Below are 23889 nucleotides of genomic sequence, written 5' to 3' on the forward strand. Positions count from 1 at the left end.
AAAACTCAACCCACCGATAAGGTGACTATGCTATACGGTAGAAGAGTTATTGAACCTCAACGAGTGCCCCACGGTAACGGACGTAAAAGGTTCATTCTAAATAAAGCTTTCCAATACAAGTACTCGTGGTACATGATCACGGCCTTTGCTGGGGGCGCCCTTCTATTTTTCATCCCTGCGTACTATTTCATTTCCCAAAACTATGAATTATTTAAAACGCTGGCCTATGATACTCAACCTCGTCTAGTCGAGCATCTTGAACGCGAAATGGTTTGGTTGCGCGTGTTTTTGGGCGCAAGTATTATTGCCATCACGGCCGTGACTTTGTTTTTAAGTATTCGCATGACGAAAAACTTATTAGCTCCGCTGATCCGCATGGAAAAACATATGCATCAATTGATGTTGGGACAGTGGCATATCGACGACTATGTTATTCCGGAAGAGGATGACTTCCGTGATCTTTCAATGACTTACGACTATTTCTATCGTGCTTTGAAGGCAAATACCGAAACTGAATTGAAGCTTCTCGAAAAACTTTCTATCGATCCGCAAAATCGCGAAGCCTATGCAGCGTGGAAACACTTGCTTGCAGAAAAACGGGCCCGTCTGGGCTTCAAAGAAGAATTCATTTCGAACGAAGTTCCCACTTCACTTGTCGAACTGAATTCGCGCCGCAAAGTCTCTTAACTTAAATCAAAATATCCATTCAGAATTTTCAAAGCCGGTACGTTACCGGCTTTTTTCTATTTTTGAGACAGTTTTGTCGACTCCATCCTACCAATGTCTAATTTCATGAAAAACATGCAATGAATCGCATTTATTACTCCAAATTCCTTCATGGTTTCTCGTGGGTCACCGACGAGTACTTTAACAATACTTTTACAACGGATGAAACTGGGACGTACCGGAATGAAAAGAATCGAACGTTTGTTATTCACGATAATCTTCTTGGTGAGCAGTGTTACCACGGCTCAAGAGGGAACTACTTATCGTCAGTACATCGTTCAGCCAGGTGACACTCTTTCAAATATCGCAGATCGAATTCGTGGTGGCCATACTTACGGCCAAGACGAAAACCTGGCTCGCCTGTTGAAACTAAATCCGTCGTTGAAAGACTACCATTCTATTTTTGTCGGGCAAGTGATCTTGGTTCCAATTCGTGACTTGAGAAGTGTGGCGAGTGATGAAAGCTCGGCAGCTTCCGTTGCAGTGGCTTCGGCAACGGTGACACCTTCGTCAATTGCAACATCGGTTGCTCCAGCAGCAAAAGCGGAAGTAACACCAGCAACTCCGGTTGCTGCTCCTGCCGTTGCGGCACAGTCACCAGCACCTACTCCGACGATAACTCCTACATCTATACCTGCAAAATCACTGGCCCCTGCGGAACCTCCGATAAGCGGTGCGAAAGATGACGAAGACGAAGTGACCCATCGCTTTGAAATAAAAGCGGGATATCAGATTTCAACTCTTTCTGCCGAGGACAATGTCACTCATTCAAAAGCGGATCTTAATACGGATCACGATTTGACGGCTTCAATTGGCTGGTCACAACAATGGATGGACAAGTTTAAAACTTTGTTCTCGTTTTCTTTGCGAAATCTTGCGTTCCAACCTTCGACGAATTCTTCTAAAACCATTGTCAATGATTCTAAAACTCTTTATGGCTTAAACTTTGGTGGACATTATTTGCTAACCGATGGAATGGCTGTGGGTCTGTCAGCTGGATACGGTCAGGAACTTTATCTACACGGTCTCACGACAACTTCCGTGTCTATCGATACCGCGAATGTTTCTTCTTTCGGTGCCTCTTTGGATTATCAAATATTTAAAAAGAAATCCACGTCTGTGGGTTTTTTGGTATCTGGTAGCTATTTAAGTGGGACTTCCACAGATACTTATACTATCGACGGCGGCAGTCTTTACAAAGGTCTTTTGTACATCCGCAGAGATAAAAATGGACGCCTTCTTTCTTTTGAAGTCGGTGTTCAACAAAGAAATCAAAATACATCTGTATCGGATCTTTCTGAAACCAACGTTTTTGGCAATGTGATTTACGGTTTTGATCTCTTCAACGAGGAGAAGAAGTAATGATGAAGCTTCTTCTTAGCCTTATTGCTGTTATCTCTTTCACCGCCTGTAACAAAAAAGGCTCAAGCATTGAAAGTGGATTTCTTGCGGGAGTTTCCATATCCGCAGGCGCAAGTACGATCACGCTTTCGTCTTCTTCGATTCTTTCTGGTAATTCAACGACAGTGACTCTGACAACCAGAGATTCTGAGGGGAATATCTTCCACATTCCAGGAAGCAATCCCAATATTCAATTCAGCACTTCTGGTGGTACAAGTACGGGTATATTCAGTGCCGTTACGAACAATAATGACGGAACTTACGTTTCAACATTCAGTGGATCTCTATCGGGAACAGAAACTGTCATCACAGCTTCTGTTGATGGCGTTGAACTTGAAACAAAAACTGCAAAAGTGACCGTTCTTCCAGCAAACTACTCGCTTGCGAACTCTTATGTTACTTTGTCTGCGACAACCGTGGCTTCACGTTCAACAATCACAGCAACATTCCACGCGATGGATGCTTCCAACAATCCAATCACCAATGGCGGAATGAACGTTGTTTTCGGAATTGATAGCGGTACTAGCACAGGTACTTTTGCGACAACCACAGATAATGGTGATGGGACATATACTTCGATTTTCACAGGTAAACTTGTCGGTACGGCCGCTGCAATTAAAGCATCCGTGGCAGGTCTTGCAATAACCAGCACGCTTCCGACTGTCACGGTAACTCCAGGCACGGCTACGGTGATTGCCGTTAATGCCGGAAATTCTCAATCGGCGATCGTCAATAATGCTTTAGGTTCGTCCTTAAAAGTCAAAGTCACGGATGCCGAAGGCAATGCAGTTCCTTCAGTGCAAGTGGATTGGACCACGACAGGCAACTCTGCTTTGGGTGCAGCATCTGACAATACCGATTCAAGCGGTATCAGTACCAATACTCTGACACTGGGTACAGTCACTGGTAGCTATACAGTGACTGCAAAAATTCACGGTACGACGACGACCACAACCTTTAGTGCGACAGCGACACCGGGTGCAATTAATAATTTCTTGTTATCGGGTGTGCCTGCTAATGCAACGGCCGGAACTGCTTTTAATACAACGGTGACGGCTCGTGACTCTTATAACAATGTAAAAACTGATTACACTGGGACTGTTCAATTCACTTCATCTGATTCGAACTCCCCGACCCTGCCAGGGAACTACACTTTCGTAAGTGGAGACGCGGGAGTTAAGCAATTCTCTTTCAATTTAAAAACCACAGGAAATCAAACGATCACAGTCACACAAAGCGGTGGCTCACCGACAGTAACCTCATCTGCGATTTCCGTTTCCGCGGCAAGTATTTATCAGCTGATCTATATCGCAAATCCAACGAATACAGTTGCGGGCAATACTATTTCCACCGTGACTATTAGAGCAGTGGACGTTTATGCGAATACAATTTCATCCTTTAATGGAAATGTGACTGTCGCCATTGGGACGAACGCAGGCTCTGGCACATTAAGCGGAACCAAGGTTGTTGCCGCAAGCTCAGGGACAGCTACATTCTCTGATTTATCGATCGAAAAATCTGGAACTGGTTATACACTATCTGCAACAGCATCGGGAGTTTCCGCGGCGGTTTCAAGTAGTTTCAATATAACACCTGACTCCCCCGCAAGCATTGCGGTTTCCAGTGGGAATAATCAATCAGCAACTATCAGCACCGCACTGGGTGCAAACTTAGTTGCGGTTGTAAAAGACACCTATGGCAATATCGTTCCGAGTGTCACAGTTAACTGGAGTACAACAGCAGGAACGTTGGGTTCTGCAAGCAGTAACACGAATTCATCCGGCTTTGCTTCAAATTCTTTGACACTTTCTTCGACGACGGGCGCGCACACAGTTACCGTTTCGATTCCAAGTACAGCTTTCTCGGCTACATTCACTGCCACAGCGACGAATGGTCCTGCAAGTCAGCTAAGCTTCTCCACTCAGCCTGTCGGCGGCGTTACTCCAGGAACGGCGTTAGCAACTCAACCCGTTGTCAGAATTCTTGATGCCAGTGGAAATTTGGTCACCACGGGAGCAGATGCGACCGCCACGGTGTCTTTGGCGTTAACGACGGGAACTGGTTCATTGGGGGGTACGACGTCTTTGAGTGCTGTGGGTGGTGTCGCGACATTTACTAACGTAAATGTTAGTACTTACGGAACTGGCAAAATTGTCACGGCAACAAAATCCGGAACGATGATGTCTGGCGGTACGGGTTCCATTTCTTTGGCTTCAAACAGTTTCGATATCACTCAAAGTGCTCCCACGACATTTACAATTTCCAGTGTTGCCGTGGTGGAGGCAGACAAACTGCGTGTGACGTGGGGCTCCTCTACGAACGCGAACAGTTACACAGTAAAATATGGAACTTCTGCAGGAAATTATACAACCACTGCTTCCACTTCTGCGACTTCGCCATTTGATATCACGGGTCTTACTGGTGGTACGACTTACTATATCATGGTGACGGCGGTTAATACTGCTACATCAGTTGATGCTACGTCAGAGGCCATGGGTATCCCGATCAGTGCATTCACTTTGACTTCGTTAACTCCAGGTGTGGGCAGCTCTTCTTTAGTTTTCGCCAGTGCAGCAGGTGCTACGACTTATGATGTTCTCTATGATACCTCTTCACATACTGCGAGTCAGACATATGCCTCCACAAATGCAAGCGTCACCTCGCCAGCAACAACTTCCAGCTTATCAACTGGAACGACATACTATTACCGAGTGCGCGCAAACAACTCATTTGGCTCTTTGGTCTCTACTAATGAATTGTCAGGTGCAGTTTATCAAAACTTCACATTGAATATTCCATTCACCGCGGGTTCTGAAGCGAACTACAGCATCAGCAATTCAACAACGTCGTCATTGACTGGGGGATCCGCAATCCTGAAACAAACCCCGCTGACGGACAGTTCTTCCTCTGAATTTACGGCTTCTACGCTGACAGATTTACAATGGGATTCCACGTTGGGCGCTGTTCGCCTGAATGCGACAGGTAACAACGTGGCTGCTCTGGATAGCACCTGGACGCCGCAATGGAATAGCGTTGTCGCCTATTGGAAATTAGATAACAACTTTAATGATTCTGTTGGTTCGTATACCGCGACTAACAATGGCTCCGTTCCATTCGCGACACCTGGCCGTATTGGATCACATTCTGCTACCTTCAGCACAACGAGTACATACGGTAGCGTCGCAGCGGGACCGGATTTGAGTGGCTCCTTTACCATTTCTGCTTGGGTCTACCCAACTGGCGCTGGCAGCTCCTTTAGAACTATTGCTTCCTATGGAAATAGTTCCGGCAATAATACCGGATGGTACTTGCAGTATACAAATGCCGGCTATGTCCGCTTCCAGTTTAGCAACACGAATGATACTTTAAGTCCATACGCTTATCTCGGTGTCGACAGAAATAAATGGGTTCACATCGTTGCAACTTATGACAGTGCGACCAAATCAAGAACAATTTATAGAAATGGTCTTCGTATGAACGGCTCCACAGCCACTACGAATATTACGACGGTAAATGGCGCATTTAAAATCGGCGTTGACTATGACACCACCGGCCCATGGCTTGGCAACATAGATGATATAGCTGTTTGGAATACCGCTCTGACAACTGCGGAAGTTTCCGCACTTTATAATCACCAAGCAGGTACATATGCGGGTAAAATTACTTCTCGGGTCATGGATGCACAGGCATACAATTCTACAGACACTTCTTGGCTGACACTTTCGGCAAAAACGACTGTGCCATTCTATAAAGAAGTTCCAAGTTCCTCAGAGGCCGCAAACTACTCAGCTGGTGTAGGTACATTACATACTGGCTTAAAAGCAATCTGGCACTTTAATGAATCTTCGTGGCCTCATTCGGCGAATGACGTTGTTGATTCCTCTGGAAATGCCAATCACGGAACCAGTTATGGTAACGCTCGTATTTATACAACGGGCTTGGGAAAATTCGGCAACACTGGTTCCTGGAATGCCTCGGGCGACTATGTCGTAGCCACTGCCAGCAGCAATTTCATTGCCACTGACAACCAACCTTTTTCAATCAGTGCATGGATATATCCAAATGCCATTGGCAACACGGGCGCGACGACTATTGATAATCGCATTGTGACAATTCATCGTGGCAGCTCAGCGGGAGCATCGATCGCATTAGGATTAGGTTTAAGTAATAAGCTTATGCTTTATAGCTATAACAATGGTGGAACAGAATTAAATCTCGCTTCCACGGCAACTCTCAGTCTATGGCAATGGAGTTTAGTTACAGCCACATTCGATGGAACTTGTGTGCAACTTTATATCAATAGCGTAGCAACCGGATCTTGCACGAATACTTATGTCAATGCGGGCGGATCCTATGGTTTAAGAATCGGTAACCACGACACGACGACTTTATTCTTCCGTGGCTATATGGATGAAGTGGGAGTTTGGTCTAAGGCCTTATCTGCGAATGAAATAAAAGAAATGTATCGCCGCTTCAACAACCGCATTCGTTACCAAGTTCGCAGCTGCTCTACGAATGATTGTTCAGACCAGGCGGCAGCTACTAATTCTGGTTGGAAAGGCCCAGATAACTCTGGCAGTACTTTCTTCTCAGAACTTTTCAATACAAGCACAAACACTGTCGGCGGAGCGATCTTAGGTACGTCTCCGACGATGACATTTGCAAACTTTGCGGGCCTGTCGGTTGCTTCGACTCGTTACTTCCAATATCGCGCGTTCTTTGACAACGAAGACACTGCGAACAACTGTACTTACAACTCTGCAGCCGCTCCATGTTCTCCAGAATTAAAAAGTATTACGGTAGGAGCGAATCGTTATGATTCCACAGCTCCGACTTATACGGCGACCGGCGCATCCGTTACTTCTGCTTACCAAGTTTTAGATGGCAGTGGATTCACTGAGACTTTAGGTGCGAATGGTTGTTCTGCCGGAGCTAAGTATGCTTTGAGTGCAGATGGATCAACGTTCTATTATTATGATGGCTCTGCATGGTCTGCTTCGTCAGATTATTCAACCGCAAGTTCGGCTGCGCAGATCAATGCTGGTTTAAGTACTTTCGCTGCAACAGCAGGTACAGGAACTTTGCGCGTAAAAGCGTTCCTAAAGTCTTCGAACACGTCTCAATGTGAGATCGATAATCTCTCTATCACCGGAAAAAAATATTAATCTAAAAAATCCCGTCTCCCCTTCTCTAAGGGAACGAGGAGATCCGACTCGGGCTCGGCGAGCCGGGGATGGATAAGCAGCGACCTCCGTGGGCGCATGGATGCGCGCACCCGCCAAAGGCGGGCCACGGTGAGCCACGACGGCGTGTCGCGGATTAGCCAGCACAGGATCGACGAGACCGAGTCGGATCTCTTCGTTACCTTTCGCGGCGTACGGATTGGCGGAGTTGGCTTTCGACGTCGCGTTTTTTGATGGATTCACGCTTGTCGTGGGTTTTTTTACCCTTAACAAGAGCGATCTCTAGTTTCGCGCGGCCGTTTTTGAAATAGATTTTCAAAGGTACACAGGAATAACCTTTTTCGGCCAAAGCTCCTGCGATTTCATCAAGCTCTTTACGATTCATCAAAAGCTTACGCAGGCGTTCTGGAACGTGGTTATTGTAGCTGGAAGCTTTGTATTCAGCGATATGCGCATTCTGCAGGAAAGCTTCGTTGCCACGGAAAGTGATATAGGAATCCTTAAGCTGCACGTCTTTCGCGCGCAGGGATTTCACTTCGCTTCCCATAAGCATAAGACCCGCCTCGAACGTTTCTACGATCGTATAATCGAAGCGTGCTTTTTTGTTTTCCTGAATAATCAGAATTTTTTCGCTCATTCTTACTCAAATCCAAACTTGTGATAAAGCTTAACGAACTGCGCGGGACTTAATTCCTCGGCGCGCGCTGTTTCAGGGAACCCCAATTCCTTGATCCACTCTATCAGTTGTTCTTGAGTTACATTTCTTTGACCCAAAATACCAGCCAAATTTTTCTTCAAAAGCTTGCGTCGCTGGGCAAAGGCCATCTTAACGAAGGTCAGGAAAGATTTATGGTTTTTAACGTCACTTGTAATGCGGGTGAAACCCAGAACGCGGCTGGCCACTTTCGGAGGAGGAGCAAAATCTCCAGGGCCGGCTTCGGAAACAATATGTATGTTCCAAAAGGTCTGTGCAATCACACTTAACAGACCATAATGATCATCGCGTGCCGGTGCTTTGATTCTTTGGGCGACTTCTTTTTGGAACATCAACACCATGTGGGCCACACCGTGATCTTCCATGGAGCGTTCGATCACGATGCTGGAAGAAATCTGATATGGCAGGTTGCTGACGAAAACCAATTTCTTGTCACTGAAAAACTGTGACCAATCCATGCGTAAAGCATCTTGTTCATGAACCGTGAGACCTTTACTGCGCCAGTAAGCCGCGATCTCGCGATCGAGCTCAATCACCTGCATCGGAACATTCATTTCCAAAAGCAGATCCGTCAAGGCACCGGGACCAGGTCCCACCTCAACCATGACTTCCGGTTGAAAGGCTTTCACCTGATCGATGATGCGATTGATGACCGTATCACTGACAAGAAAATTTTGACCAAGAGATTTTTTGGCTTCGATACCCAGTTGTTCCTGGGCTTTTTTTAAACGTTCGCGAGCGTAACTCATTTGAAATCCGATTGAAGAGCTTGAGGAGATGGACCCAAATCAATTTGTGAAGTTTCACCGCGAGCCATACGAAGTGCACCGACATAACCAATCATGGCGGCATTATCCGTACAATATCTCAAAGGTGGAACAACCAAACGCAAACCTTTTTTCGCAGCCCATTCTTCAGCACGGGCACGAAGACGCGAGTTCGCACTCACACCGCCCGTCAGAATCACTCGTTTCGCTTTGTAAACTTTGGCTGCGCGATCCAATTTAGCAATAAGCACATCAACAATCGCTTCCTGGAAAGAAGCGCACAGATCCGGCAATTGTGCCTTCACTTGTTCAGGTCCTAATTGCTGAAGCATTCTTTGACCTGAAGATTTCAGACCCGAGAAACTCATATCGAAAGTGTCATCGTGAATCATACTGCGAGGAAATTCAAAGGCGTGCGGATTTCCCTGTTTCGCCGTTTGATCAACCTTCACTCCACCTGGGAATCCCAGGCCCGCCATTTTCGCAAACTTATCAAAGCACTCACCAGCTGCATCGTCTTTCGTAGCACCCAGCACGCGGTATTCACCCAAAGCTGTGATGTGATAAAGACTGGTGTGACCACCACTGATAGCAAGTCCCACATACGGATAATCAAAATCTTCAGGCGGAGCATACTGCGCATCTTTCAAAAAAGGCGCGAGCAAATGTCCTTCCAGGTGATTCACACCCAAGAACGGAAGATGTTTTGCTTGAGCCAAAGATTTTGCCGTTACCAAACCCACGATCAAAGCGCCGACCAATCCCGGGCGATTCGTTACCGAAATACCTTGGATATCAGACCAGTTCATGTTGGCTTTTTTAAAGGCTTCCTCGATCAGTGGAATCAGGGCGATGGAATGATTGCGAGCTGCGATTTCAGGAACCACGCCGCCGTAGGCTTCGTGTTCCAGATCTTGAGAAGCGGAAACCACAGAATGCACCCAGCCGCTACGATCGACGATCGCAACTGAGGTGTCATCACAACTGGTTTCTATCGCTAATACTCTTTCAATCACTTGGCTCTTATTTTAAACCCTTCAAACGAATCTTAGCACGACGAGCTTCATCTGACTTAGGAAATTTGCTTAAAACCTCATCAAAAAAGGTTTTAGCTTCCTCTTTCATGCCCAATTCCTGGAAGGAAACGCCGATTTTGTAGGTTGCATCGGCAAAGTGAGAACCTTTCGGAGACTCATCACGGTATTTTTGGAAACTCAAGATCGCCTGCTTCCACTCTTTTTTATTGAATTGTTCCTGGCCGATTTCGTAACCGCTCTTTTTGGAGCGCTCGGCTTTTTCGGCAGCTTTTTCCGCAGCGGCTTTCTCGGCAGCAGCCGTAGCTGCAGCTTCAGCAGCCTGGCGGCTGGCGTTCATTGCATTTACTTGAGCGTTTAATGCGTAAACTTGTTTTTCTAGGTTCGTGAAACCCTCTTGCAACAAATCGATCTTTTTATTCAAAGCTTCGTTTTGTTGTTGAGTGTTTTTAAGTTGTTTTTCAAGGTTGTTGTTTTGCAGGTTGTTTTCAACCACATCAATACGGCCATTCATTGCGCGCATCTGCTCTTCCATATCGGAGAAGCGATTGCCCGCATCAGCAGTCTGACGTTGCATTGTCGATACTTGTTGTTGATAGACTTGGCGTTGTTCATTGTCGCGAACATCATTACGAGTTTGCAGACAGCCGGTCATGAATACAGAAATAGCAGCCAAGGTCACAAGTAACTTCATAAAATATCTCCGGTCTTTTGACGAATCAAACGAGCCGAGTTCTCTGCTTTTTCAGCAGCGAATTTCGCTCTTACAAATTGTTCTTTAGCGCGGGCGTAATCACGGTCATCGTAAAAGATGCGACCTTTGCGATAGGCTTCTTCAGCCTGATGCCAATATCCTGGCGAGTGGCGGGCAGCTTGAACAGCTCGGGCCGCATCAATAGCGGCCCGGGCAAGTGAATAATCCTCGATAGGGGCTGGGACAGTCTGACAACCAACCATCACCGAAAAAACTAAAACTCCGATGAATAATCTGGCCAAAGTCACAGCAACCCTTTCTTAATTACTGAGCAGGTACGAAGTTAGCGCGGCGGTTTTTGCCCCAAGCTTCTTCAGAGTCACCGTTAGCAACTGGTTTTTCTTTACCGTAAGAGATAGTGCTCAAACGATCAGCTGGGATACCCAAAGAAACCATGTAAGCTTTAACTGCGTTAGCACGACGCTCACCCAAAGCTACGTTGTACTCGATAGTACCACGAGAGTCACAGTGACCTTCGATTTGTACTTTCACGTTACCGTTCTTTTTCATCCAGTCTACGTTTGTAGCGATATCTTTTTTAGAAGCCGCATCCAAGCTAGATTTGTCGTAACCGAAATGAACAGTTACTAGACCCGCGATTTTGCCAGAGTCAGAACCTGCTGGATCAAAGCTCATTGGCGTTGATTCAATTGCCGTGTTTCCAGTTGGTGAAGTTTGAATGTTTGCATCTGATTGAGCTTGTTTATTTTTACAACCAACTACCATTGCACATGCAACAAGACCTAGAGCCAATTTACGAACCATGATGTCCTCCTATGAAGTTCGAATAGGTACAATTAACACAGTAAAAACTTTAATTTATAGCAGCTTATTGTCAAACCTTTGCTTTCTTAAAGTGTGTTGCGTTGCTGTAACTGCCAAATAATGAGACGGAAATATGCAGGTTTTTTTATTTCGAGCGATTACTCTGCTGGGTTTACTCACCTCTGTGACTGTGAATGCACAATGGGAAGTACAACCTCACATCAAATGGAAGACTCTTTCGACTCCCCATTTTGAAGTCATCTATAATGCCGAGCAGCAGGACCTTGGTCTTCTGTATGCTGAAAAGTTAGAACGCGCGTATTACCAATTGCAAATTTACTTTAGTGAAGCCCCACCAAAAACAACTGTCGTTATTAACGACAAAACCGACATCACTAATGGTTACGCCACCCGCCTCCCTTACCCCCACATTATGGCGTACCCCGTTTTGCCCGGGCCCGAAGAGAGTTTAGCCGATACCGGCGACTGGGCCTTCGAACTTTTAGCTCACGAATACACCCATATTTTAAACTTCGAACCTGCCGGCGGAATCATGGTTCCCCTGCGCGCGGTCTTCGGGTCAGTCATCGCTCCTAACTTGGTTTTACCAAATTGGTGGAAAGAGGGCTTGGCCGTCGAAATGGAAACCCGCCTGGGCAACAAGGGACGCCTGCGATCTTCGTATCAGGATTCCTTAGTCCGAGCGATGGTGGAAGACCAAACACTGTTCAAATATACGATTGCCGAGATCAACGAAAGCATTCCGACATGGCCTGAGGGCTCTCGTCCCTATATTTTTGGTTCCCTGATGTGGAGTCAGATCCTGGCCGACCAGGGAAAAAAAGTGGTCGATGCCCTGAACCAACGCCACGGCCGCCGCATTCCTTATTTCCTTGAAACGCCGGCTGAGGAAAATCTGGGCATGGAGTATTCCGCGCAATATGCAAAAGCCCTGAATGAAACCCAAGTGCGCGCGCAAACTCAGCTAAAAACTTTGCGGGAAGTTCTGCCGACTCCATTTACTCCCTTGAGAAACTCCTATCTGTTTTTAACAGCGCCTGCGATTTCTCCTGATGGTAAACGCATGGCTGTCGTGACCGAGGACGATTCGAATAACCGTGCAGTTAAAATCATTGTTCGCGAAGACACCAGCACCAGCTTCATGGATGCCAAAGAAACCGATACGATTGAAAAATTCGATCAGAACTTTACTCCGACCCTAACCATGGATGAACCTCCTTCGGGAAGCATCCAAAGAGTCAGCTGGTATCCGGATTCCCAAAAAATCGTCTATGACAAAATCGATGTCACGAATAAGGTCGATCGCTTCTCCGATCTTTTTCAGTTTGATATCCAGAAGAAAAAAACTCAGCGCCTGACCCGTGGATTACGAGCCCGCGAACCGTCGGTTTCACCTGATGGAAATAAAATCGTATTCGTTAAACTTGAGGGCGGAAGAACCCACCTTGCGACATTGGGCTCGCCTGAAGACAGCAAAGAAGTTAAAACCCTGTTCTCGGCCCCGATGATGGACCGAATTTCTTATCCGGTGTTCTGGAATGAAGACACGATTGTATTTTCGCTACGCCATGATGGCAGCGAGTATCTTTATACTTATAAGTTCTCCAGCAAAACTGTGGAAAAAATCCTGGGCGAGTTCCCGGATGCACGCTTCCCACGTAAAACTGTTGCGGGCTTGATCTTTACCTCCAGCAAAAATGGCACGCAGAATATTTATGTTGCGGATGAAAGACTGTTTTCTGCAAAACCGCTGACTCACACTTTAACTTCGGTTTTTTCAGCGGACATCGATCCTTCACTGCAGGAACTTTTCGCAACTTCAATGACGTCGCAGGGTTTAAAAGTCGTCGCATACAAACCTCAAGACTGGAAATCGACTCCGGAAGAGTTGCCACAAATTACGCCGATGCTGGCGGACCGGTATACTCCCCCAACTGAACAAGAACTGGCCGTGGATCAAGCTCGCGCTGAAACAGCCGTTCGCCAGGGAGAGATCGAAGATTACTCTGCGGGTGGATACTTGTGGCCCCGTTTTTGGGTTCCCTTCATTGCGGGATCTTCGAGTGATACCGGCTTGATTTTAGAAGCGATCACGATGGGCTTTGACCCTTTGAAAAAACATTCCTACACCGTCATTGCTACCTGGGACACCGCGATTAACAGAGGCGGGATCGATGCTTCCTATACGAATCAACAAACGAATCTGCCTTTTTTACTAAGTGGCTACACACGAAGCAGTTATATCGGGACTGTTGAAAACAAACTCACTGACACGTCCTATGCCGGTGCGGTTTTGCCGGATATGTTTTGGTTGTCACGCTATACGAGTCTGCAATTAGGTTGGCAGTACCTGCAACGTGAGGTGGTGCTTTCTGCAAATCCGATGACTCAAAGAACGGGCCCTTACGCTTACTTTTCTTATACGAACTATAGCAAATCAGGGGCACAGATTTCTCCCGAATCAGGTGGAAGTTTTTATCTGGGTGCATACAACTATGTTCAGCACGAAGATTATCTGCATCACTCGCAGTTCATCGCGGGGATCACCGCCTATAATTCGCGCTTCCTTCCAAAGCATCACTCGTTGATGTTGCGCTTGAACGGAATGTACACGCCGGAAGTGATCTCCTCGCTGTATGGAGCTTCCTCACAAAATATCGTTCAGTCCCAAGACAGTCCCTTGCCACAATACATTTTGCGCGGGTATGCGCGCGGGCAAGTCTACGGTCGCAACATGGCAAGCTTCACGGGCGAGTATCGCTTTCCGGTTTCGAATATTTATAGTGGCTCGGGCACTCTGCCGGTTTTCTTCCGTCGCGTGACGGGAGCGTTGACCGTTGACGGTGTTGCTGCCGATGGGGTTTTGGTGAATGATTCCACCAATCAAATCGTCTATAACGCCATCAACATGAAGCGCAGTTTCTGGAGTGCCGGCGCCGAAGCTCACCTGGAAACCACCTTGGGCTTTATCGCCCCAGTGAATTTCATCGTGGGTGTTTATCAGGCTTTCAATGCCCCTAAGGGCTCAGAAACCGCCATCCAAACGTCGATCCAAATCACCGGCTTTTAGAGCAAAGTCGGTCTATTCCCTGGCCCATAATTTGTAATTACTAAGAGCAAGATGAAGACAAAATCCTGCTCTCAATTCAGACGCTTTCTGCCGGGCTTCGCAGTGCCCACTTTTGGTCACTGCCACCGCAGTTCGACAGTGCGTCTCATTTTGAGACAGCTGATTTTAGCAGCCGTTTTACTTTCCAGTTTCGCCTTCCAAGCCCAAGCCGCAGAGATTTGCGCCGCCGTCTTCACCCCTGAAAAAGCCCCCTACATTTCCGAAAGAGTCGCAAAAAACAAATTCGTAACCAACCGCCACTTTGAAGAATACGCACGCGACCTGCACCCCGATTTTAAAAACAACATCGCAAAGCTGAGTGCAAATCAACACTGGATCGACCTAGGCGCCGGCAAAGCCACAGCCCAAATTGATTTTCTAAAAACTTTTAGCAACAAAAACCAAGCCCCCCAAGCCACAGCCGTAGCCTTCAAACTAGATCGCTGGTTCAAACCCTCATCCTATGAAGGAAAATTAAAAATCGAAGAAGGCGCCTACGAGACAATGCCCACTCCATCGTGGAAAAAAGCCGACATCATCACCGACGTCTACGGCGTCCTTTCCTACACAGCCAACCTGAGCCAAGCCCTACAAAAAACTATCGACCTATTAAACCTAGAAGGCGAGCTGTACCTATTGATCAGCCCCTTCGCGACTCAAATAAAAACCAACAACGAACACATCACCCTAACCCAATACCTAAAATCCATCGAAGGCCTCAAAATCGAAGAAGGCACAACCACGTCTCAACTAAAAATCACAAAAACAAAAAACAACATCCAAATCCCCCCCATCGAAATCCTAAGATACACCGACCAAGCCCCACCCCTAAGAACCTACACCCCAAAAAACTAAAACCCCGTCCCCCATTCTGAAGCTCCCAGCAATTAACGAAATACCTTCGCCCCATCTCTCTTTGTCTAAAAAAACGGAAACGAGCGAAGCAAGGTTTCAAAGGTGGGGAGAGGCACGCAGCGGGACCGGGGGCGGCTTTGGATTTTTGCGACCTCCGCCGGCGCACGATGCGCGAACCCGCCAAAGGCGGGCGGCGGCTGAGGGCCGGAAGCCCGAGTCGCAAAAAACCAAAGCCGACCACGGGCCCGCGGAGGGACACTCCCCACCTTTGAAGCCTTGCGTCGCGGCGAGCCAAACCCGTCTACCTTGACAAAGATCGATCCCCCCGAAATTATTAAAGATAATGACAACGAGCGCCCAGGATTGGTGCTTATTGTATTTGGGGGGACAGTCGATGGAAAAAATCAGCTGGATTAAAGAACTTGTGAAAGCTGAACAACAAATGGAAGAGTCCGGACTTATTGATATGAGTTTTGGCTTTGACGCTGACAAAATTCTTGTTGGCGAAACTATCCAGTTCCTGTTGGCTCTAAAAACCGAATTCGTAGATTCATCATCAGCATTTAACGAACTAAAGCCGTCAGCTTTGGGGCGTATCAAAATCTACGGTATCGCAAAAACTCACGCTGACTTTATGTTGTTCCGTAATGGCTTCAAAATGATCTTTTCATTGAAGGGCCCAGGACAAATCAGCGTTCGCTTTAACTTTATCGGAACAAACTATATCCCAACTCCAGGTGCTGCGGAAACGCAAGCAACGAACGTGATGGATGAGCATGTTGTTGAAGCAAAATGGGGTGCATTTGGTGAGTTAATCTGGACTTACCAAAACCAACCGGTGAAGTTGGAATACATGGTTCGCCATTATCTGACTTTGTTCATTAAAGAGAGTTCTAAATAATTTTAAGAAAAAGGGAGCCATAAGCTCCCTTTTTTATTTCCGCCGACGGCTTTGTCCGCCTGACGAGATCACGATCTCGTTTTTTTCACAGCAGTCCTCGCTCTGTATTTGCAAACCTCACCCGCGGAGGTTTGATCTATGAATAAATTCATCACAAACAAAAAAGGCCAGGGCCTTATCGAATATCTTATTATTGTAGCCATCGTTGCCGTTGGCAGTATCGCTGTCATCAAAGTCGTGGGCGCCAACATCGATGTCCAATTCGCCAACGTCGCCAAGGCTTTAGGTGGAGATTCCGGCAAAGTAGCAGCTAAAGAAGTCACTGAAGGCATGTACAAAAAACGCGATTTCGGAAATTTCTTTGAAGACTCAGTCAATGACAAGTCATCAAACAAATCGAAAGGCAAATAAAGGACAAGGACTGATTGAGGCTGTCTTAATCCTTCCAGTTTTGATGGCTTTTATCACTCTTCTGTTTTTTACAGCATATCGTGCACTGGTATATTTTTACGCAGATGCAGCACTTCACGAAGCCATGATTTGCACGGACTCAGAAAGTATCGCCAGTTGCGAACATGAATTTAAAACTCATATTCAAAAAGTTCTGCTCAATGGCGAAGTTCCAGAGCTCCGCTTAAATCAGCGAGGATCTGGCAAAAGATACACTCTTCAAGGCGAAGTCAAAATCCAGAATCAAATCCAGATTCGTAAGGAGATGAAATTCCCACTTAAAGGTACGCTATGACATTGTCTGATCAAAAAGGCTTCGCGTTAGCCCTGATGGTGGCACTCCTTCCCATAGTCTTGGCTGCGGGACTAGCGAGCTATGCTGCCATGACATTTCTGCAGATTGAGCAACGCTTTCTATACACCTGTCGCAGCGGCGGAATCGACGGACAGGAAAACGCAGGTAAACAAATCGACGCGCTTTTAAAACTCAATCCCAAAGCCACAAGGTTAATTCAAAAAGAACAACGTGCCTTAGCAAAAATCGCCGCCACCGCGGGCACGCCAGCTCAAGCAGCGGCCATCATCGAGCATGAAGCGATACTCGCACAGCAAGGAATTTTAAAAATACGCCAACAGCAAATTATCATCCAGGGAAATTTTGCTTTGCAGATTTCACAACAAAATACCGCGCGAAAATTGGGACTGCTGACTGCTGATATCAACGGATACAAAAGTCTTTTTGAAACCAGCGCACGCATCGAACCTAAAGCGGCTCCCAAGCTCGCCGTTTCACCGGAGGGCGCGGACATTGCTCCGACTTACCGAACTGATTCCGACATCGAACGACGTCAAGCTCTGGTTCATAAATGGCAGTATCAGCTTCGGGTGCAGCAACATCTGCAAAGTTTTATCTCTGGGGATTATAAGTTTAATAAGTCCTGCGCCGTCACTGTCACAGAAAAAGGATCCTCGTGGACACCCAAAATTCTCAGGGACAAATTTTAATCGAAGCCTGCCTGTTTATGTTTTTTATTCTTCTGGTGTTTTGCATTGGCTTCAGCAGATTCAACGAAAACAAGAACGCAGTGAACTCGAAGGGTTATCAAGGATATAAAAGTTATGAAAATATTAAACAAAGAAATCAGCGCTTCCAATTTTCAAACGATAAACCTCGTAAATAAAATCAAAGAACTGAAATTTGAACACAAGCTTCTGCTCGGCGGCTTCATCGTTTCGGGCGCCATCACTTTTTTAAATAGCAAACCCACGACACCCGCCCCTGCCGCAACAGAAACCGCACCGGAATCCCTCGATACTTTTATCCCCCAAGGCTTAACACTGATCCCTCTGGAAATTGCCAATTCAGAAGCTCTAAGTTCCATTGTCGGTCATATGGGTGGCGTTGTAGATCTGTATCTTGCACCGACCGACGCACGCAAAGGGGGAATTCGCGTGGCTTCGCGCGTGAAGCTGGTTCGTGCGCCCAGAAATCCGGATCAGTTCGCCATTTTAGTTAAAGAAACTGAGGGACAAAGAATCCTGCAACAAAGCGGACCCTTTATCGCTGTTGTCCAAAACCCTGAAGTGCGTGGTGGAAAATTAACCACCGCAGAAAAACAAAAAACCGTCAGAATCGAATACTCAAACTAGGAAATATTATGAAACAAATCCTTCTTACCTTCATGATCTCTCTCTTGGCCGTAAAAGCCTTCGCCAGCGGCGTGCTGATTCAGGCTGCGGGCAGCAGTCAGACAGAATTTGATTCTTTCCTCAAAGAGCATCCGGAAAATGTTTCTTTTAGTCAGTACCTGGTTCAGCGCCTTCAAACGAATCCCCGTCAAGAGGAGGAGCTTTACAGAATTGGTGAAAATCTTGAAGCAAGTCCAAAGAATATTTCTGACTCTCTTCGCCTCATACAAAAAAGTGGGCCGTTGAGCTTGAACTCAGTTAATTTTCTTTACGATCTTTCATCCAAGCTTATGGAGAGATCTGATTTAAAAAACAATTTTGATATAAAAACTGTGAATTGCAAAGTGCGTGGACTTTTGGGAATGCACTTGGAAAAGTGTTCGAAAGTGCGAGTTGATTTTATAGCGATCAACAGACAGTGGCCCACGGCGCAGACGCTGGTGATTGAATCCACCGCCTACCCTATCTCGACCGCAAATTCCCTGGAAGTTTCAATCGAGGCCGTATATGAGTTTCAACTGCTGTCGGATACTCACCAGGCAGTCAATTTTCGCGGAACGTACAATCAACTGATGCAGCAACACTTTGTCTTCGTACCGATGGTTGAGGGAAACTGCAAGGGCTATGCAACCAGCATTGACGATTTCAATATTCAAAGTTCAGGAACTCTTTTTTTCTCGAAGGACTGCCTTAAACCTGCCAATGCTCCGCCTGCAGGAAATCGTTTTAGCGAATGGCTCAGCGAAAACAAGGCCTGGATCTATCCGGTGGGAATAATTTTAATTGGAAGCGCTGCCGCTTATGGACTGAAAGACAAAAAAATCGTCGTGGAAAAACCTTAAGTCAGATCTAAAGCTTTTCCGTCAAAAACAACTTCTTGGATGCGATCATCCTCGATCACAGTCCACGAATCAGTCCACGTCGCATCCGGATGGGCGTGATACACACTCAAATCACCAGTGAAGCGTTTGATTCTTTCTTTCGGACTTTCCTCAAGCGCCTGCTTGTTTGCAAAGAACGACGTGGGTTCAATCGGACTATCGCAACCAAAAGAAATCGGAATCTGTGCATTCTTCAAGGCTTCCCATGGAAATGCATAGGAATACAGGCCACGAAGTTTTTGTTGCAACCATTTGCGATCACTCAACCAGTGACAAGGCTGCATATGGCAGCGCACGTGAAGTGGCTTCATCATCTGGATGGTTTCAGATCTTAAAACTTGCGCATGTTCTAAATTCAAACGTCCCACAAATCCTTGCGCTGACACTTTACGTGCAAGCTTTACGATTTGGTGAGCCGCTTCGTCTCCAATAGTATGAACGGAAACTTCCAGTCCCGCGGCCCAAGTTAACTTCAGAACTTCTTCAGCGTCCTCTAATGACCACAAAGTCTTACCGAAGTTATTGCCCTCGCCATTATAGGGACGAGACAACAACGCGGTTTCTGAACCTAACGAACCGTCATAGAAAAATTTGATACCCTTCGCTCTTAACAAACGAGTCGGTTGCTGACGTGCCACCAAAATAGAGGCAATCGCTCGATCCAACTGATTCAGTTCATGAATGGTGTAATTTTCCTCGATCGCCAAGGTCAGCTCGCCCGCATTTTCCATCTCGACCAAAAGATTCCACAAAGAATCTGTGCAAGACATATCGCGGATGTGCGTGAACCCTGCACGATTAAACATTTTGCAGGCGGCAAGAATTTGCAGACGCTGTTGAGCTTTTTCGTACGGAGGGATTTTATCAAAACTTTGCAGATGATCTTTTTCGCTGAGCAGTCCCGATTCGGACTGCAGACCCAAAGCTTTCAATGCCTGTGAATTCACCCAAGCCGTGTGACCATCAGCACGGGCAAGATAAACGGGATAGTTCGGGAATATATCATCAAGCTGCTGCTTAGTCGGAAGTTTTTTATCCGCCCATTTGTTTTCATCCCAGCCAAATCCCACCAGCCAACCGCCGCGAAAAGCGGTTTTACCCTGCAAAGACACATAGCGAATCGCTTCAGCACTTGGCAGATCAAATAGCATCAACCCTGTCGCAAATTCGCCAGTAGCTAAAAAGTGAGTATGACTGTCATAAAGACGCGGGATCTTTAAATGCATAAGGCCCTCTGTTTTATCAGAGGGCCTTATACTTTTTAAGTTTTAATTTTTAAATTATCGACCTGTGCCGACGCCAGTCGAAGTTCCGTTGTTATTTAGAATTGGAACTTGGCCTGGAACCGTCACACCCGTACCAACCGGAGTTGTCGCTGTGCCGCTGCCACCCATGATCACGCCGCCTGGGTAAGTAACTGTACCACCCGTGTTGTAGTAACCAGAAGAACCCGAACCACCAATATAACTTGTGCCGCCTGAATAAGCGCCAGATTGGATGTAATAAAGTTTTTGCTGCAAGTTCATGATCTCAGAAACAACGCTCGCGGAAGCTTGTTGACGCTGCATTTGAGCTTGGAAGTAAGCTTGCTGTTGTTGCATCTGCATTTGCATCATTTGCTGTTGCATTTGCATCATACCCATATCACCCGCGTAACCGCTGGTCATAGCACCTGTGTAAGTGCCATAGCCGCCCATACCGCCTGGATATGCGCCGTAACCCATACCTCCCGGATAAGCACCATAACCCATTCCACCTGGGTATGCGCCACCGATTGCTCCACCAATGGCACCGCCATTAACGAAGCCCATACCGCCTGGATATGCGCCATAGCCCATTCCACCTGGATAAGATCCATAACCCATTCCACCCGGGAATGCAGAAGCGATTCCGCCACCATTAACAAATGAGCTCACGCCACCAGGGTAAGCGCCGTAGCCCATACCGCCTGGATATGCGCCGTAACCCATACCGCCTGGATATGCGCCGTAACCCATACCACCTGGATATGAACCATAACCCATTCCACCTGGGAATGCAGAACCAATTGCTCCACCGCTAACAACTGCACCCATACCACCCGGATAAGCCATACCTGGGTAACCACCCATCATGCCACCCATCGGACCAGACATACCCCAAGGACCCATGCCGCCAGCGTAAATACCGCCGCCCATTTGGCCGCCACCGTTCAAATATGGGTTACCCCACATTCCAGTTCCGTTTGCGCCACCCATAGGACCATACATTCCCATTGCGCCACCATTTTGGCCCGCACAACCGAAACCACCGGCACCGATACCTGTCGACATCGCACCGTATACTCCAGAACCGCCGCCCAACGCTTGCGTCAAACCTGTTGCAAGATATGGAAAGCCCATCAAGAAAGATGGAGCAGGATTCATCGGGTAACCAAGATTCGCTGCATTTTCGATAGCGTATTTATTTTGTTGGTAACCAAGGTAAGTACCAAACAAACCCATACCAACGTTTGCGATGACACTCGTCCAGTCAGTTTGAGGTTTAGTATATGTATAACCATTTCCTGAAGCCGCACAGTTTGGACAGATGCCTGCTTCAGTTTGCTCACGTTGAGCATCCTGACGAGCTTGAAGAGCGTCTTTACGAGCATCTCTTAGGCGATCTTGTGCATATTCAATAGAGCGATCGATATTTTCGATATCGCTACGTAGCTTGTTCGCTTTAGAAGTAGAAGCGCTGTAAGTTTTCAAAGCCGCTTTACATCTGTCAGTGCTACCGATTTTGCGATCTTGAACTTGGAACGGAGCAAAGCAGGCTGCAGGATTGATCGTTCCTCTTTGACTTCTGTTACAAACATAATTCGTTTTTGTATCTAAACCATTCCATTGAGCTGGAGAGAAATCACCAGCTTTGCTTTTCGGCGCCGCTTTAGGCTGACCTTCTTCGCCGACAACAACACCGTCTGCTGTGAAGTCTTCAGCATAACCTTCATACTCGTCACAAGATTTTGTTCCATCCATGTGTTCGAAAAGAGTTTGAGCATAGTTGTCTGCTACGACGTCTTCGATATCACGTCTCGCATACTTCATGTCTCTCTCTGCTTTTTTCAAATCAGATTTCTTTTCTGTTTTTTCTTTTTTCATTTCAGCGATTTGCTGTTGAAGATCAGCAACATCATCGTCTTCGCTGACCGCTGCTTGTCCACCGCCGTAATTATAGGGGCATTGTTGCATGCCTCCATATACACCCGTACCCGCCATACCGTAGTTGGCAGCGTATTGGGCTTTGGCATTCAGTGCGAAACTCAACACGATCATCAGTGGAGTTGCAACGCGAATCCATAATTTCATATTCGATCTCCTGAAAAGAAAAAAACGTATATTCGTTATACTAATCGTCAGGATAGAGGAGAGACTTGACTCAAAATTGATCAATCCCGACCAATATTGAGTATTCTGGACCATGCTCGCCGTCTTCCATGACAACATAAGTACTTCTTGAAAATACTTTGCACTCGTACTCTTCAAATCCTACACTACCTTCATATGAGCAAGCACACAATTCTTTGTGTTGACGATGAAATAGATAACGTAGAAGCCTTAGAGAGGTTGTTTCGAAAGAAATATACTGTACTTAAGGCTACGTCTGGAAAGCAGGCCCTAGAGGTTCTCGACCAACATCGAGGCTCCTTGGCGTTGATCATCACAGACCAACGTATGCCTGAAATGACGGGCGTGGAGTTTTTAGAAAAAACTCTGGAATCTCATCCTGAAACAGTTCGCATTCTTTTGACGGGTTACACAGATCTTGAATCTGTGATTTCAGCTGTGAATAAAGGTCAAATTTTTCGCTACATCACGAAACCCTGGGATCCCGTGGATCTTGCGAACACCGTGGATCACGCAGTTGATCGCTTCGCCTTAGGCCAAGAACTGAAAACGAAAAATTCAGAATTAGCAAAAGCGTTGGACGAGTTGAAAAGCCTGGATGTCGCGAAATCCAATTTCATGATTTTGATTAACCACGAATTGAAAACTCCACTGACTTCAATCCTAAGCTTCTCGGCTTTGCTGAGCGAGTCGGCTTTGGCAGATGAAGACAAACTGATGGTGAACCGCATTTCTCGCAGTGCCGATCGGTTGAAAAATCTGGTGGACGATGTTTTGTTGATTGTTCGTGCTGAAACAAATCAGCTCAAAATCGACGTACAAAATGTTTCATTCTCTGAATTCAGCGATCTTCCTAAAGAAGTCGTAAATCTTTTGAATCAGAAAAATATCACCATCGGAAATCACATCTCCCCTAACGGTGTGCTGGCAGACGTGCGTTTAGTGAAACAGATTATGCAAAGATTGATTCACAATGCGGCAAAGTTTTGTCAGGACGGAACGGAAATCGAAGTCAAAGTAGCTCCGGAAGCAAATGTGGCACGCTTCTCTGTCACAAACCGCGGTCCTCATCTTTCCAGTAAAGTTGTGGAAAAAATCATGAAGCCTTTTTACATTGATGAAGATGTCATGCACCATTCATCAGGAACTGGCTTGGGATTGACCATTTGTCAGGCTATTTTAAAAGCGCACGGCTCACACTTGCAATTTAAGAATACCGATCAAGGTGTAATGGTTTCCTTCGAACTTCCTCTCGCGAATCCGTAAA

General features: G+C 46.5%; 20 protein-coding genes. 12 read left to right on the plus strand and 8 right to left on the minus strand.

Annotated elements, in window-relative coordinates:
* Positions 1 to 27: 27 nt before the first annotated feature.
* The 3 genes from DOM22_RS16925 to DOM22_RS16935 all read left to right on the plus strand — a co-directional run bounded on the left by DOM22_RS16925 (position 28) and on the right by DOM22_RS16935 (position 7292).
* On the plus strand, positions 28 to 687 hold the full coding sequence (locus DOM22_RS16925; protein ID WP_142701500.1) for a hypothetical protein: 660 nt from the start codon (positions 28 to 30) through the stop codon (positions 685 to 687).
* Between the two features lie 222 nt (positions 688 to 909).
* Positions 910 to 2088 (plus strand): LysM domain-containing protein, encoded by a 1179-nt coding sequence (locus tag DOM22_RS16930; protein ID WP_168196687.1) that lies wholly within the window; start codon positions 910 to 912, stop codon positions 2086 to 2088.
* The gene (locus tag DOM22_RS16935) at positions 2088 to 7292 is read left to right on the plus strand and encodes an S-layer family protein (protein ID WP_142701502.1); all 5205 of its coding nucleotides are present in this window, start codon (positions 2088 to 2090) and stop codon (positions 7290 to 7292) included. The genes DOM22_RS16930 and DOM22_RS16935 overlap by 1 nt, the downstream gene beginning before the upstream one ends.
* 196 nt (positions 7293 to 7488) lie before the next feature.
* Here the strand turns inward: DOM22_RS16935 and smpB are convergent, their stop codons facing one another.
* The 6 genes from smpB to pal are packed head-to-tail and all read right to left on the minus strand — an operon-like array spanning position 7489 to position 11345.
* The gene (gene smpB / locus DOM22_RS16940) at positions 7489 to 7947 is read right to left on the minus strand and encodes an SsrA-binding protein SmpB (protein ID WP_142701503.1); all 459 of its coding nucleotides are present in this window, start codon (positions 7945 to 7947) and stop codon (positions 7489 to 7491) included.
* 2 nt (positions 7948 to 7949) lie between these two features.
* On the minus strand, positions 7950 to 8774 hold the full coding sequence (gene rsmA, locus DOM22_RS16945) for a 16S rRNA (adenine(1518)-N(6)/adenine(1519)-N(6))-dimethyltransferase RsmA (protein WP_142701504.1): 825 nt from the start codon (positions 8772 to 8774) through the stop codon (positions 7950 to 7952).
* Complete coding sequence (tsaD, locus tag DOM22_RS16950; protein ID WP_142701505.1) at positions 8771 to 9808, minus strand: tRNA (adenosine(37)-N6)-threonylcarbamoyltransferase complex transferase subunit TsaD; 1038 nt, start codon at positions 9806 to 9808, stop codon at positions 8771 to 8773. The genes rsmA and tsaD overlap by 4 nt, the downstream gene beginning before the upstream one ends.
* A 7-nt stretch (positions 9809 to 9815) precedes the next feature.
* Positions 9816 to 10520 carry a tol-pal system YbgF family protein gene (locus tag DOM22_RS16955; RefSeq protein WP_142701506.1) on the minus strand — a complete coding sequence of 235 codons (705 nt, stop codon included), beginning with the start codon at positions 10518 to 10520 and terminating at the stop codon, positions 9816 to 9818.
* A complete protein-coding gene (locus DOM22_RS16960) occupies positions 10517 to 10828 on the minus strand; it encodes a DUF4398 domain-containing protein (RefSeq protein ID WP_142701507.1) in 312 nt (103 codons plus the stop codon). Before DOM22_RS16960 ends, DOM22_RS16955 begins: the two co-directional genes overlap by 4 nt.
* A gap of 16 nt (positions 10829 to 10844) precedes the next feature.
* Complete coding sequence (gene pal, locus DOM22_RS16965; RefSeq protein WP_142701508.1) at positions 10845 to 11345, minus strand: peptidoglycan-associated lipoprotein Pal; 501 nt, start codon at positions 11343 to 11345, stop codon at positions 10845 to 10847.
* Positions 11346 to 11478: 133 nt separating this feature from the next.
* Here pal and DOM22_RS16970 point away from each other — a divergent pair, with 133 nt between their 5' ends.
* From DOM22_RS16970 to DOM22_RS17005, 8 genes are all read left to right on the plus strand, one after another.
* The gene (locus tag DOM22_RS16970; RefSeq protein ID WP_142701509.1) at positions 11479 to 14436 is read left to right on the plus strand and encodes a PD40 domain-containing protein; all 2958 of its coding nucleotides are present in this window, start codon (positions 11479 to 11481) and stop codon (positions 14434 to 14436) included.
* 51 nt (positions 14437 to 14487) lie between these two features.
* Positions 14488 to 15330 carry a hypothetical protein gene (locus DOM22_RS16975; RefSeq protein ID WP_142701510.1) on the plus strand — a complete coding sequence of 281 codons (843 nt, stop codon included), beginning with the start codon at positions 14488 to 14490 and terminating at the stop codon, positions 15328 to 15330.
* Positions 15331 to 15724: 394 nt separating this feature from the next.
* Entirely contained in the window at positions 15725 to 16231 is a 507-nt protein-coding gene (locus tag DOM22_RS16980; RefSeq protein WP_142701511.1) for a hypothetical protein, read from the plus strand.
* Positions 16232 to 16369: 138 nt separating this feature from the next.
* Complete coding sequence (locus DOM22_RS16985; RefSeq protein ID WP_142701512.1) at positions 16370 to 16642, plus strand: Flp family type IVb pilin; 273 nt, start codon at positions 16370 to 16372, stop codon at positions 16640 to 16642.
* Positions 16608 to 16976 (plus strand): TadE family protein, encoded by a 369-nt coding sequence (locus DOM22_RS16990; RefSeq protein ID WP_142701513.1) that lies wholly within the window; start codon positions 16608 to 16610, stop codon positions 16974 to 16976. The genes DOM22_RS16985 and DOM22_RS16990 overlap by 35 nt, the downstream gene beginning before the upstream one ends.
* Positions 16973 to 17686, plus strand: a complete 714-nt coding sequence (locus DOM22_RS16995; RefSeq protein WP_142701514.1) for a hypothetical protein — start codon at positions 16973 to 16975, stop codon at positions 17684 to 17686. Before DOM22_RS16990 ends, DOM22_RS16995 begins: the two co-directional genes overlap by 4 nt.
* Positions 17687 to 17800: 114 nt before the next feature.
* Positions 17801 to 18331, plus strand: coding sequence for a hypothetical protein (locus DOM22_RS17000; RefSeq protein WP_246845721.1), 531 nt, complete (start codon positions 17801 to 17803; stop codon positions 18329 to 18331).
* 8 nt (positions 18332 to 18339) lie between these two features.
* The gene (locus tag DOM22_RS17005) at positions 18340 to 19212 is read left to right on the plus strand and encodes a hypothetical protein (RefSeq protein ID WP_142701515.1); all 873 of its coding nucleotides are present in this window, start codon (positions 18340 to 18342) and stop codon (positions 19210 to 19212) included.
* Here the strand turns inward: DOM22_RS17005 and DOM22_RS17010 are convergent.
* A complete protein-coding gene (locus DOM22_RS17010) occupies positions 19209 to 20477 on the minus strand; it encodes an amidohydrolase (RefSeq protein ID WP_142701516.1) in 1269 nt (422 codons plus the stop codon). The genes DOM22_RS17005 and DOM22_RS17010 overlap by 4 nt on opposite strands.
* A gap of 54 nt (positions 20478 to 20531) precedes the next feature.
* Positions 20532 to 22583, minus strand: a complete 2052-nt coding sequence (locus tag DOM22_RS17015) for a hypothetical protein (protein WP_142701517.1) — start codon at positions 22581 to 22583, stop codon at positions 20532 to 20534.
* Between the two features lie 195 nt (positions 22584 to 22778).
* Here DOM22_RS17015 and DOM22_RS17020 point away from each other — a divergent pair, with 195 nt between their 5' ends.
* The gene (locus tag DOM22_RS17020) at positions 22779 to 23888 is read left to right on the plus strand and encodes a hybrid sensor histidine kinase/response regulator (protein ID WP_142701518.1); all 1110 of its coding nucleotides are present in this window, start codon (positions 22779 to 22781) and stop codon (positions 23886 to 23888) included.
* The last annotated feature ends 1 nt before the right edge of the window (position 23889 follow it).

Source organism: Bdellovibrio sp. ZAP7 (assembly GCF_006874645.1).
Lineage (GTDB): Bacteria > Bdellovibrionota > Bdellovibrionia > Bdellovibrionales > Bdellovibrionaceae > Bdellovibrio.

Coding starts and splice junctions, on each gene's coding strand:
- DOM22_RS16925 (WP_142701500.1), top strand. CDS start 28: ATGCTATACGGTAGAAGAGTTATTGAACCTCAACGAGTGCCCCACGGT.
- DOM22_RS16930 (WP_168196687.1), top strand. CDS start 910: ATGAAAAGAATCGAACGTTTGTTATTCACGATAATCTTCTTGGTGAGC.
- DOM22_RS16935 (WP_142701502.1), top strand. CDS start 2,088: ATGATGAAGCTTCTTCTTAGCCTTATTGCTGTTATCTCTTTCACCGCC.
- smpB (WP_142701503.1), bottom strand. CDS start 7,947: ATGAGCGAAAAAATTCTGATTATTCAGGAAAACAAAAAAGCACGCTTC.
- rsmA (WP_142701504.1), bottom strand. CDS start 8,774: ATGAGTTACGCTCGCGAACGTTTAAAAAAAGCCCAGGAACAACTGGGT.
- DOM22_RS16955 (WP_142701506.1), bottom strand. CDS start 10,520: ATGAAGTTACTTGTGACCTTGGCTGCTATTTCTGTATTCATGACCGGC.
- pal (WP_142701508.1), bottom strand. CDS start 11,345: ATGGTTCGTAAATTGGCTCTAGGTCTTGTTGCATGTGCAATGGTAGTT.
- DOM22_RS16970 (WP_142701509.1), top strand. CDS start 11,479: ATGCAGGTTTTTTTATTTCGAGCGATTACTCTGCTGGGTTTACTCACC.
- DOM22_RS16975 (WP_142701510.1), top strand. CDS start 14,488: ATGAAGACAAAATCCTGCTCTCAATTCAGACGCTTTCTGCCGGGCTTC.
- DOM22_RS16980 (WP_142701511.1), top strand. CDS start 15,725: ATGGAAAAAATCAGCTGGATTAAAGAACTTGTGAAAGCTGAACAACAA.
- DOM22_RS16985 (WP_142701512.1), top strand. CDS start 16,370: ATGAATAAATTCATCACAAACAAAAAAGGCCAGGGCCTTATCGAATAT.
- DOM22_RS16990 (WP_142701513.1), top strand. CDS start 16,608: ATGACAAGTCATCAAACAAATCGAAAGGCAAATAAAGGACAAGGACTG.
- DOM22_RS16995 (WP_142701514.1), top strand. CDS start 16,973: ATGACATTGTCTGATCAAAAAGGCTTCGCGTTAGCCCTGATGGTGGCA.
- DOM22_RS17000 (WP_246845721.1), top strand. CDS start 17,801: ATGAAAATATTAAACAAAGAAATCAGCGCTTCCAATTTTCAAACGATA.
- DOM22_RS17005 (WP_142701515.1), top strand. CDS start 18,340: ATGAAACAAATCCTTCTTACCTTCATGATCTCTCTCTTGGCCGTAAAA.
- DOM22_RS17010 (WP_142701516.1), bottom strand. CDS start 20,477: ATGCATTTAAAGATCCCGCGTCTTTATGACAGTCATACTCACTTTTTA.
- DOM22_RS17015 (WP_142701517.1), bottom strand. CDS start 22,583: ATGAAATTATGGATTCGCGTTGCAACTCCACTGATGATCGTGTTGAGT.
- DOM22_RS17020 (WP_142701518.1), top strand. CDS start 22,779: ATGAGCAAGCACACAATTCTTTGTGTTGACGATGAAATAGATAACGTA.